This window comes from Granulicella sp. L46 (genome assembly GCF_009765785.1).
In the GTDB taxonomy this organism is placed as follows: domain Bacteria; phylum Acidobacteriota; class Terriglobia; order Terriglobales; family Acidobacteriaceae; genus Granulicella.
This window is the reverse complement of record NZ_LMUT01000012.1, coordinates 498,248-510,193: the sequence shown is the minus strand read 5'-3', so window position 1 is coordinate 510,193 and position 11,946 is coordinate 498,248. Positions and strand designations below refer to the sequence as shown.

Below are 11,946 nucleotides of genomic sequence, written 5' to 3'. Positions count from 1 at the left end.
GGGGTTGGCGGGACCGCCCAGACCGGTACCGCCGTAGAAGCCCACGAGAGCCAGCGAAGGCAGAAGGGCGTTACGCGCAGACGCTAAAGAGAGTTCGCGGTTCTGAAGATCAATGTTGGATTCAGAGAGCTCGATTCGATTTGCCAACGCCTTCTGAATGATGTTCTCGGTAGGAGCAGGGCCAGTGATGTCAGCGTCCAGAGCGACGGTGCTGAGGTCGGTGGGCTGCACAGGCATGGCCTCAAGAATGGGGTCGTCGAGGTTCTTTGTGAGAGCGTTCTTGATGAGCAGCTCCTGAAATTGGAGTTGGGATTTAGCGATCGTGAGGTCCTGCTCGCGGTTAGCGACCTCGCCTTCATCTTTCAGCACATCCAGCGCTGGAATTGCCTGCAGGTTCAGTTCCTTGCGAGCGGTATCGAGCGTCTGATTGGCGAAGTCCAGAGATGCACTCTTGACCTTCTCATCTTCGTAGGCGCTGACGAGATCCCAATACATATCCGCAATCTGTGTGACCGTGCTGACGATCTGCAGCTCGAAGGCCTGGTCGGAAATCTTTTGGTTATTTTTCGCAATGCGGAGATAACGCAGGTTAGGTCCGAGACCGAAACCGGCGAGGAGTTGTTGTTGAAAGAGGACCCGATAGTAGGTGTCGAGCTCGGGAGTAAGCAGCGTGTAGAGGCTGTTGTTAGTGATGCGATCGTTGTTCAATGTGACCGACAAACTGGTACCGGTGGCGAAGGCCTGAGAGAAGTTGAAGTCGCCGAGGATGGTGTTGGTATGGAGGACAGGAACGCCGTTGATCGTGAGGTTGGAGAGCGGTTGGGTGTAGTGCTCGAGACTACCGTTGGCCGTGATGTTGGGATCGTACGAGGAGACGACAGTACCCGTGCCAAGTGTAGATTGGACCAGGCCAGAAGCTCCGGTACCAGCGCCGCCAGCACCGCCGCTGGTACCGCCTGCACCGGCGCCTGTCGAACCGGATCCAAAGCCGCCGACTCCGGCACCGGGAGTGTTCTGTACGATGCCCGTATTGACGCCTCGGAAGACGCCGCCGGCCTGCGTACGGAGGACGTCGGCGCTCGCGATGGGGATGTTGTAGCGAGCGATGGCCAGATCAAGATTATTCTCGAGCGCGAGTGCGATCGCATCCTGCAACGAGAGTTGGAGCACGCCATCGTGGATAAGGGAGTCTAACCGCGGGGAGTTGGCCAGATTGGGTTGAGGCACCTTGGTCGCGCGATAGGCGTTGAATGGATTCGACGAGTGGGGAATATCCAGACGCAGAGCAGGTTGGGGTGCATCGGCGACCTGCGCGGAGGTGGACTGCTGAGCACGAAGAGGCATCGCTTGGACCGACACGAGCAGAGCGAGGGCGAGATGGGCGAGATGGCGTGGGTTCATGATCTAGACTGCTGTTCCTGTGGCGAGATTCAGATTGGGATTCGCGGTGTCGCGGGTAAGCCAACCGTCGCGTAACTCAAGGGTGCGTGAGCCGAAGGTGGCGTTGGTCTCGGAGTGAGTTACTTGGACGATGGTTGTACCCTGCTCGTTGAGTTTGCGGAAGAGATGCATTATTTCCGCAGCTTGTTCGGAGTGGAGGTTGCCAGTGGGCTCATCAGCGAGCAGAAGGGCGGGCCTATGGATGACCGCTCGGGCAATGCCAACCAGTTGCTGCTGGCCGCCAGATAGCTGCGAGGGATAAAGATCTTTTTTGCCCACGATGTTGAAGCGGTCCAACGTATCGGCCACCAGCGCCTGCCTGTCGGAGCGCGGGATGTCTTTGTAGCTGAGGGGCAGGTCAATATTTTCTGCCACGGTAAGGTCGTCGATGAGGTGATAGCTCTGGAAGACCATGCCGGTGCGCTGGCGGGCGAGTTCGGCTCGCTGCTTGCGGTTGAGGGTCTGGATGGGCGTCCCGTCGAAGACGAAGTCACCGCGCCATTGGTCGTCCAGCATGGCGAAGACGTTGAGGAGCGAAGACTTGCCCGCGCCGGACGGGCCCATGATGGTGACGAACTCGCCGGGTGCGATGTGCAAGTGGATGCGACGGAGGACGAAGGTTTCGGTGTGGCCTGTCTTGTAGCTGCGGTCCAGGTTGTGGATGTTGATCATAGGGTTCCTTTACTGGTTGTGGCGGCCTACTCGCTGCGAAGTGCGTCGATGGGGTTGACCTGCGAAGCGCGGTAGGCGGGGATCCACCCGGCGATGAAGGCGACCAGAAGGAGGACAAGGATGGAAGCGCCGAGGGTAACGGGGTCGTAGGGCTTGAGGCCGTAGAGCATGGACTGGATCAGCCGAGCGAGGGCGAGCGTGGCGGCCAGACCAATCACGACGCCGATCGCGGCGAGCCACGCAGTCTCGCGCAGAACCATCGCGCGGATGCGTTCGCGGGCCGCCCCGAGGGCGAGGCGGATGCCGATCTCGTTGGTGCGCTGCGAGACGGTGTAGGCCATGATGCCGTAGATACCAACGCAGGCGAGCGCGAGGGCAAGCAGACCGAAGCCTGCAGTGAGCGAGGCGAACATACGCTCCTGCTGCACGTCAGCGTCAATCTCCTGCTGTTGCGTGCGAATCCGTGTGAGCGGGAGGTCGGGGTCGATCTGCTTGGTCGCGTTTCGCAGTGCGGGGATTAGTTGCGCGGGGGCGAGCGGGGAGCGAAGGACGTAGGTAAAACCGCCGATATTGGTGGCCTGGCGGTAAAGGTCGAAGTGGACTGGCGGCGGTGCAGTCTTGAGGGTATCGTACTGCGCGTCCGCAGAAATACCGATGATCTGGATCCACCTGGCGTCAGGGCCTTCGGTGCCGATGCGGAAACGCTTGCCGATGGGGTTGGTGTTGGGGAAGTAAAGGCGTGCGAGTGCCTGGTTGATGACGGAGACCGTCGTGGAGGTCTCGGTATCCTGCGTATTAAAACTGCGCCCGGCCAAGAGGGGAATCTGCATCACGGAGAAGAAGTCAGCTCCGACGTAATTCAGGTCAATCCAATTACGGTTATCCTTCTTGCCAAACCTCGGGCCCTTATCGCCTTCGACGAGAAAGTCTGAGTTCCACTGTGATCTTGCAATCAGAGGGACATTGACTACGGTGACTCCCTGAACTCCAGGTAGCGCGGCAAAGGCCTCTTCAAGACGGTGGGCGAGCGCCGTATCTTTCGGTGAAGGGTATTGCCTGGCGGGGGGATCGACTTCTACCAGCAGAAGGTTCTCCGCGCGAAAACCGGGATCAACTTCATTGAGGTTTATCATCGTGCGGACGAAGAACGCCGCGGACATAACCAGCAATGTGGAGAGCGCAACCTGGAAGCTCACGATAGCCTTTCCGGACCAGGCTTTGCGGCTTCGGGTGGCACTTCGTGAACCCTCTTTCAGGGCGGTATTGATTGGGACGCTCGTCGAACGCCAGGCCGGCGCAACACCGAAGAAAATGCCGGTGGCCAAGGTGATCGCGGAGGTGAACGCGAAGACGCGCCAGTCGAAAGCGATGCTGATCCGATCGCCTTCCCACGCGGTGCTGGTGAGCCACGGGATAATGTTGCGTCCAACATAGCCAAGGAAGAGACCGGCAATCCCTCCGAAGGCGGAGAGCAAAAGCGACTCGGTGAGGACCTGGCGGAGGATGCGGGCGCGTCCAGCACCGAGCGCCATGCGCACACTCATCTCGCGCTGACGAACGGTCGCGCGGGAGAGCATCAGATTGGCGATATTTGCGCAAGCCAGCAACAGCACCAGACCCGAGAGCCCAAGCAGGACATAGATCGGCTTGAGGAAGAACTTCTGGTTGAACGTTTCACCGCGGCTACCATCCCCGATCAGCAGGTGCGGAGCTATCTCGTCCTTGGCGACAGTCATCGTGCCGTGAACGGCTGCGTTGAGCTGAACGTTGAGCGCCGCTTCAGCTTGCGAATCAGAGACTCCTGGCTTGCTGCGGCCCATCAGTTGGAGCCACCAGAGATCGGGCCTGAGCGGGTCGCTTTGTCCCGCCCCGGGGCGCAAGACAGACATCATTGAGAGCGGAAGATACACGTCGGGGTTTGCGCCGTTGACGCCATCCGGACCTGTGAAGGTAGCTGGATTGACGCCCACGATCGTAACAGGCGTCATGTCGACGGTAATGGTTTTGCCGAGGACATCCGCCGAACCGCCGAAGGCGCGGTGCCAGAAGGCGTCTGAGAGCACGGCAACATTGCCGCTGCCGGGTGCTCCGTCGTCCGCGGGAAGAATTAACCGGCCCAATTGCGGCTTCAGCTCCATTTGCTGGTAGAAGTTGCCGGAGACGAGTTCAATCTTCGCGGACTGCGCTGATCCATTGGCCGTGACATTCCCGCTGCCGAGGCGCTTGAATGCAAAGATGTCGGAGAGCACGATGTTCTGCTTGCGAAGCTGCTGATAAACGGGGTAAGTGAAGGAATTGAAATGATGTTTGCCGTCGTCGCCTGTAAAGCCCGTTCCCCAGGTACTGTGGACGACACTGTGTTCACCGTCCACCATCGTCAACGCACGCAACTGTTGAGGCTGCGGAACGCCAAGTTGGACCAAGAGCATCTGGTTGGCGAACGAGAAGATAGTAGTGTTTGCGCCGATGGTCAGCGCCAGCGAGATCACGGCGATCGCGGTGAAGCCAGGGCTCTTATGGAACTGGCGGAGAGCGTAGCGGAGGTCCTGCAGGATGGTCGGCATGCGTGATATCTCCTTATTCAGTACGCAGAGCTTGCATGGGTTCAAGATGGGCGGCGCGGCGGGCGGGCAGCCACGCCGCGAAGGTTCCGATGAGTAGCAGCAGGACAGGTGCGGTGATCAGAGTGATGGGGTCGTATTGTGTCACGCCGAACAGCAGGCTGTGGAGGAGATGGGCTGTGAGAAGGCTAAGGGCGACGCCGACGATGATTCCGGTGAGCAGGAGAACGCCGGCGCCGCGAAGGACGAGGGTCAGGATGTCTGCGCGCTGCGCACCGAGGGCGAGACGCAGTCCAAGTTCCCGGGTGCGGAGGGTGACGAGGTAGGCGAGCAGGCTGTAGAGACCGGCGAGGGCGACGAGCAGGGCAAGACCTCCGAGCGTTTCGAGCAGATGCGCGGCGAGGATTTGCGATCCCATGGCATCGTCAACGATCTGGTCCATGGTGCGGATGTCGGTGCTCGCGAGATCGGGATTGAGTTGCTGCATGACGTGACGAAGCTCGGGGATCAGGCTTTTGGGATCCCGACTGGAGCGGAGCAGGAGCTGGATGTGGGCGTTCACCGTTGGTTGGTACACGCCGTCGTCCGGCCGCATCTGTGCGGCGTCGATGTCGATCTCCGGCATGGCAGGGTCGGTGATGCCTACCTGGTGCAGGTCGTCGATCACGCCAACGATCTTGAAGCTGCGCGGCGCAACGCCCTTTCTTGTACTGACACTGAGGGTGAAGTGACTCACGTCGCCGTTGTTCGGCTCATACGCGCGCGCGAAGGCATGGTTTACAACTGCCGCGAGCGGAGCATCCGGAGTATCCTGTGCGTTGAAATAGCGGCCACGCGCCATCCCGAAGCCGAGTACCTTCTGCAGTTCAGGACCGGATGCTTGGAGATTGGCGGTGATGGCGTCCTTCGGATTCTTGCCCAGTCCAAGTGTCAGCTGGACCGCGATCCGGTTATCCAGGGGCGCGACCGTAGTGATGGCGGCGGAGTCAACTCCGGGAATAGCCTTTACGCGATCGAGCAGTGGCTTGAAGATGAGATTGTTCTTATCAACACTTTTGTACTTGTAGTCCGGGAGCTTTGGATCGAGGACGAAGACGTGGTCGGTGCGAAAGCCAAGGGGGACCTTTCGAAGTGCAAAAACAGTGCGCAGTAACAAGCCACAGGAGACAAGCAAGACCAGCGTGAGGGACAGTTCCGATACCACCAGGATGCGTTGCAAACGGTGCTGTCTGCGGCCAGTGCCGGCTTGAGCGCCGTCTCTGCGGAGTGCCTGTTCCACGCTGGCATTGGACGCTATTCTGGCCGGAAGCACGCCGAAGAGAACCGCGCTCAGCAGACTCAGGGCGAGCAACGCGAACAGCACGCGCGCATCCGCATGCAAAGACAGATAGGGACTGACGTGCGTGTTGAGGCTGTGTTCAAAGAACCGAAGTGCGCCTTGCGAGAGTGCGAGGCCCACGGCTGCACCGGCAAGAGAGAGAAGGGCACTTTCAACCAGGGTCTGCCGTGTAAGCCGCCAGCGGCTTGCGCCAAGTGCAGACCGAACGGCCATCTCGCGGCGACGGGAAGCAGCGCGCGCCAGCATGAGGCAAGCGACGTTTGCACAGGCGATCAGCCACAGCGCCGCAACGGCGCCGAACAGTGCGAGCAGAGCCGTGCGCTGATCTTTCTCTGTAAGGCTCCTTCGGTAGTCAACAACATGGATGTGGGCAGGTGCGAAATAGTCGAAGGACTTGTCGTTGTACAGCGGAAGCAACTGCTTTTGGATCGCATTGAGCTCGGCGTCGACGGTTGGGATGGAAGTGCCGCGGTGAAGGCGCGCAACCATCTGAAACCCCTCCCCCTCCAGGGCGCGCGTGAGGGCTGCTGCGTCGAGAGCGGCCGGACGCCAGACCTGCGCAGGGGGCTCATTCGCACCCGCCGGAAAGGCGAAGCCCTTTGGCATGACGCCGATGACGGTGCCCGGCGTTTCGTCAACGCGAACCGTCTGGCCGAGGATCTGCGGATCGGCATGAAACTGTGAGCGCCAGACCATGTCGCTCAGAAGCACAACATTGTCTCTTCCCGGTTGCTGCTCCTCAGTAGTGAAGTTGCGGCCAAGCGCGGGACGAACGCCGAGCGTATCGAAGAGATTCGCACCTGCGATGACGGAGCTGATCTTCTGCGCGCTATTTTGCGTGAGCAGGTACGCGGAACTGCTCGAGAAGTAAGCTATCTTGTCGATCGCGCGAGTACGGTCGCGCCATACTTGCATATCGGCGAGTCTTGGAAAGGTGCCCGTATCGCGGGTGGTGGTCGCAGTCACCATGACCAGTTGCTCTGGATTTGAATATGGCAGTGGGCGGAAGAGCGTGCCCTCAAGGACGGTGAACATCGCGGCGTTGGCGCCGATGCCAAGTGCGAGGACGAGCACGACGCTCAGGGCGAAGCCGGGCGCGTGGAGCATCTGGCGGAGAGCGTAGCGGAGGTCTTGCAGGATGGTCGGCATGACGGTGTCTCCTTATTCAGAACGCAGAGCTTCGGTGGGGTTGACGGAGGCGGCGCGAGTGGCGGGGATGAGCGCGGCGATGATAGCTACCAGGGCGATCAGCAGAACGGCGCAGGTAAGGGTGAGCGGGTCGGCCGGGGAGATGTCGTAGAGCTGGCTCTTGAGCAGACGGCTGAGAACGAAGGCCAGGGGCAGTGCGATGACGATACCAAGCGCTGCCAGACGAAGAACGTCAGAGAGAACGATGCCTGCGACAGCAACGCGGGAGGATCCGAGGGCGATGCGGATGCCAATCTCGCGGGTGCGTTGTGCGGTGCTGTAGGCGAGAACGCCATAGATGCCGACGCCGGCTAGAAGCGTCGCCAGAAGGCCAAAGGAGATGGCAAGCAGAGCCGTGAGGCGGTCGTCCGAAAGGTTCTCATCGATCTGGTCGTCCATGGTGCGAAGGTTGTCGAGCGCGAGCGCTGGATTGACCTGTTGCATTGCGTGACGCAGGGAAGCGATGGTTGCCGCAGGCGGTAGAGGGCTTCGCACATATAGGTAAAGCTCACGAGAGAGATCGCTGCCGACGGCTTGACGTAATGGAGTGAAGAGGGTGGGTCCGACGGCGTCGCGTACACCAGACTCTTTGAAGTCGGGAACAACGCCGACGATTTCGATGTTGTAGACCGACTTGCTGGAGCCGCCGTCCGCCATCCTTCGGTGCAGAGCATTCGTGGCAGTGCCGAAGAAGAGCTTGGCGAAACTCTGGTTGACGATGGCGACGAGAGGATGCGTCGCGTCGTCGCTATCGGAGAAGAAACGGCCAGCCAGGACCGGAATCTGCATTGAGGAGAAAAAAGTGGGATTGACGTTGGCCTTCTCAATGTCGGTGTCTTGGTCGGGTGGCGGAATGTAGCCTTCGACCGAGATAGAGCCGCCGTGGGTATCGCCTGTTAGCTCGGACATATTAGTGGCCGCGACGCTCTGGACGCCGGGAAGAGCGGCGAGGGTCTCAAGCACCTGCTGGTGGAGCGCGGGGATACGGTCGGGGGTGTAACCGGCCAGCCTTGGCGTGATGTCAAAGGTGACGAGATGCGCGGGATTGAAGCCTAGTTGGACCGCGCGCAGGTTTTGCATAGTGCGCACGAAGAGGCCCGATAGCGCCAGCAATAACAGACTGAGGCCAATCTGGGGACAGACGATAACACGACGCAGACGCAGCATCCCCCCGGCAGCGCTCGACTGCGTACCGCGGAGTGAGTCCGTAAGGTTGGGGCGGCGAAGCTTTAGAGCAGGTGCGAGGGAGAAGAACAAGCTGACGACGATGGCGATACCGAAGTTGAAGGCTAGAACCCGCGCATCGAGTGCGGAGGAAAAGGCGGAAGTCTCATCCATACCAGTCAGACGATGCACCAGGACACGCAGCGCAATCGGGGCGAGGGCAAGTCCAGCAGCGCCACCGAGGACGCCGATGAGCAGACCTTCGGTCAAGAGCTGAGAGAGGATTCGCGCCCGCTTGGCGCCAAGCGCTGCGCGGAGAGAAAACTCGCGTATGCGGCTCGCGGAACGAAGCAGCAGCAGGCTCCCGACGTTGACGCATGCGATCAGGAGGACGAGGAGCGCCATACCCATCACGATGAGCAACCGCTTCTGCAGCGTGTCGCGTTGGTAGGAGAGCCCTTGCGCGGCCGGCAACACGAGAAGTTGGCTGTGGGTGAGGAACTCCGAGACGAACCGCGGGCTAGTAGCCCCGAGAGCCTTCAGCTCCTCAGCGCGCAGGGCATGCCACAGCGGCGCGAGCGCGGCCTGCACCTGTGTTGCCGACTGAGTGAGAGCAAGGCGCCCAATGATATTAAGCCAGCGGGAATTGTGCTGGCTAAGAGAGCCACCTCTTCCAGGATCTGCCTGCTCCAGCATCGACATGGGAACGAAGACAGCGGGTGTTTCTCCCCACACTGCGGATCGGAAATTGGGAGCGGCAATGCCAATCACCTGAAAGGGGTAATTGTTCAGCAACAAGGTTTGGCCCACGATGGCGGGATCGGCGTTGAGATGGTTCTGCCAAAAGCTATAAGAGACAACGGCGACGGGATTGGCACCGGGTACGGTGTCGTCGGAAGCAGTCAGCAGGCGACCCTGGTAGGGGCGCGTGCCGAGCAGACTGAAATAATTGCCGGAGACTATCTCGCCCGCGGTCAGCTGCGTGGCGTTGTGGAAGCTGATGTCGAAGGCGGCTTTGGAAGTGGCGAGAAGATCTTCAAGGCCATGGGATTTGGCCTGGCTCTTGAGATCGCGATACATAGGGTAGGAGAAGTAGGACGCTATATCGCCGCCAAAGCTGCTGCTATGTCCCTTCCATGCATCGCCAGTGCCTTCGAGAACAACGAGCTGTTGCGGATCCCGAACGGGGAGCGAACGCAGGAGAGCTTGATCGAGCAGCGAGAAGATGGCGGTATTGGCTCCAATGCCTAGCGCAAGCGTCAGGATGGCCGTGACGGCAAAGCCGGGCGAGCGGCGAAGCTGGCGTAGAGCATAGCGGAGGTCTTGAGGGATGGTCGACATGGTTGAGGCTCTCCTTATTCAGCGCGCAGGGCTTCGGTGGGATTGATGGTCGCGGCGCGTCGAGCGGGCAGTAGGCTCGTGGCTATGCCGATCAGCCCGAGCGCTAAAGTCAGTGCGACGAGCAGTGCTGAGTTTTCCGCGGCCTTTAGCTCGACTACAGACGCGATCACCTTCTCGAGTGCAACGGTAAGCGTCCATCCAAGGGCCATGCCGAGGGTCATCAGCAGGGCGACGCGGCGAATGATTTGAAGCATGACTCCGACGCGCGTTGAGCCTAGGGCCATACGAATGCCGATTTCGCGTGTGCGGGTCTCGACCTCGTGCTGGACCAGACCGTACAGACCGATGATGGCAAGCAACAGCGCAAACGTTGCGAAGATGCCGAAAAGCCAGACCTCCATTCTTTCGAAGACAAGCTGATCCTTTACAACCTGATCCATGGTCAACGCCTCACGGAAGGGAATGGTGGGATCGATGTCATGCATGATCTGGCGTATCGATGGGATGACAGACTGCGGATCGCGATGGGTCCGCACGAGAAGAAACATGTTCTTCAAGGAATCGAGGCGGCGGTCTGGAGGTAGAGAATCGATAAGCCAGTCCATTTCGGGCATCGCGGGTTGTTGTAGATCTTGCCGGACGCTAGTGACGACGCCGACGATACCGGACTTTAGCTCTGGCTTGGGATCGTCGTCGATGTGTGCACCAACGGGATCACTGCCATCCGAGAAGAATTTGCGGCGGAATGCTTCGTTGACTACCATGGTTCCCGCGGGGTTCTCAGGCCTGTCGATGCTGGGCGAGAGCAGGCGCCCCCGTGTCACCTTCAGGCCCATCGCGTCGAAATAGCCTTCCGATACGAACCGCGTCTCAGCTGCTTCGGGGATGTCTTTAGGGTAAGGCGGCTGCCCCGTGATGTGAACGTCATATCCGTTGCCCCACTCAGCGATCGGTATCATATCGATCAGGCCGGCTGCCTGCACTCCAGGAGTATGCGTGATCCTTTCCAGCAGCGGCTGGTAGAACGTTGGCAACGGGTCGCGCTTGTCGTATCGTCCCCGCGAAAGATCGATAGGGACAACGATCAGCTTTTTGGTATCGATGCCGATATCCATCTTAAATAACCGCTGTAGGTTCTTTAGTAGAAGCCCCGAGGTAACTAACAGCACGAGAGACAGCGCCACCTGTGCGACGACGAAGGTGGAGCGCAGATGATGTTGATCTCGAGCAACGCCCGAGCCACTTGACCCCGTATGGAAGGCTCGCCCGGGATTCGTGCCGGAGAGTCGGAGGGAGGGCAGCAGGGAAGCGGCCATAGTAATTAGCAGTGAAAGTCCAAGAGAGAAAGCAGCGACGGTCAGGTTCAGATGAACATCGCTCCCACGTGCGATCGCTTCCAGGAGAAAAACGTTCATCGCTTTCAAGAGGAGCCAGCCCACGATCACCCCTCCAGCGAGTCCGGCGATCGAGAGCACCAGACCCTCGCTCAGTAGCTGCCGGACCAGCCTTCCACGGCTCGCACCGATGGCCGTTCGTAGTGCCATCTCCCGCTCGCGCTTCACCCCTCGCGCCAAAAGCAGGCCTGCCACGTTGATGCACGCAATCCCAAGCAGCGCCAACACCGCTAGAGTCAATATGCGAAGCGGACCCTTCATCTTACTGTCGGATCCAAAGCCGTTCACTTCAGCAGCCAGCGGATAGAGCGAAACGCTGTGCCCAGCCTCTTGCTCCGGATAAGCCCGTCCAAGATTAGCCATTACCGTGGAGATATCTGCCTGTGCCTGTTGCAAGGTAACGCCCGGCTTCAACAAGCCTACCGTGCGCATCCAATGCATTCCCCGAGATTTCAGCCACGAATCGTGTGCATGAAGTGGTGTATAGATAGCCTCTTTTTCATACATCGGAAAACGAAATCCTGCGGGCATCACACCAACGATGGTGTAGGGGATACCGTCGAGCCGGGCTATCGTTCCAATTACATCCGATCGGCCGTTGAAGCTGCTCTTCCATACCTCATAGCTCAGCACCACGACGTAATCGTTGCCAGGGTGGTCTTCCCCGGGCCGGAATGTCCGGCCCAGAATGGGTGGAACTCCAAAGACGTCGAAGAAATTATCGGTAGTCTTCACAGCGCGTAACGAGACGGGCTCCGAAGTCCCTTCAAGGTTCATACGGTCGAAAGTCGAGTATCCAGCGAGAACCTGGAAGGTACGTAGCTGCGACCGTTCGTCAAGATAGCTG

General features: G+C 59.7%; 6 protein-coding genes. All 6 read right to left on the bottom strand.

All coding sequences use genetic code 11. The features are described 5' to 3' along the window. On the bottom strand, positions 1 to 1,401 hold a 1,401-nt coding region (locus GSQ80_RS11470; protein ID WP_158787770.1), incomplete at its 3' end, for a TolC family protein. Positions 1,402 to 1,404: 3 nt separating this feature from the next. Beyond that, positions 1,405 to 2,112, bottom strand: a complete 708-nt coding sequence (locus tag GSQ80_RS11465) for an ABC transporter ATP-binding protein (protein ID WP_158787769.1) — start codon at positions 2,110 to 2,112, stop codon at positions 1,405 to 1,407. 26 nt (positions 2,113 to 2,138) lie between these two features. After that, on the bottom strand, positions 2,139 to 4,676 hold the full coding sequence (locus GSQ80_RS11460) for an ABC transporter permease (RefSeq protein WP_158787768.1): 2,538 nt from the start codon (positions 4,674 to 4,676) through the stop codon (positions 2,139 to 2,141). Between the two features lie 13 nt (positions 4,677 to 4,689). Beyond that, positions 4,690 to 7,161 carry an ABC transporter permease gene (locus tag GSQ80_RS11455; protein ID WP_158787767.1) on the bottom strand — a complete coding sequence of 824 codons (2,472 nt, stop codon included), beginning with the start codon at positions 7,159 to 7,161 and terminating at the stop codon, positions 4,690 to 4,692. Positions 7,162 to 7,173: 12 nt separating this feature from the next. Next, on the bottom strand, positions 7,174 to 9,705 hold the full coding sequence (locus tag GSQ80_RS11450) for an ABC transporter permease (RefSeq protein ID WP_158787766.1): 2,532 nt from the start codon (positions 9,703 to 9,705) through the stop codon (positions 7,174 to 7,176). A gap of 14 nt (positions 9,706 to 9,719) precedes the next feature. Next, positions 9,720 to 11,946 (bottom strand): ABC transporter permease (locus tag GSQ80_RS11445; protein WP_158787765.1); only part of this gene is annotated, 2,227 nt, incomplete at its 5' end.